The organism is Streptomyces sp. SID3212 (genome assembly GCF_009865405.1).
GTDB lineage: Bacteria > Actinomycetota > Actinomycetes > Streptomycetales > Streptomycetaceae > Streptomyces.
The window spans coordinates 1-231 of sequence record NZ_WWJY01000858.1; the positions used below are offsets into that span (position 1 = coordinate 1).

1 pseudogene is annotated in these 231 nt (G+C 72.7%); it reads right to left on the minus strand.

From position 1 onward, the window contains the following. Positions 1–231 (minus strand): annotated as a pseudogene (locus GT042_RS25815) (MFS transporter); the annotation flags it as partial.

Sequence of the window (231 nt, forward strand, 5' to 3'; positions counted from 1 at the left end):
GCCGACCCGTACCGCAGGACGGCGGCCGGGCCCACCCGCGCCGCCACCCGGTCGGTGAGCAGGCGGCCGGCGGTCATGGCCGTGGCGAACGCGCCGTACGCGAGTGCGGCCGTGGAGGCGGGCGCTCCGAGGACGTCCTTCACATGGAGGACGCTCCAGTCGTTGGCCACGCCTTCGCTGAGCATCAGCATGAAGGCGAGTACCGCCAGGATCCAGATGCGTGAGGGCGTC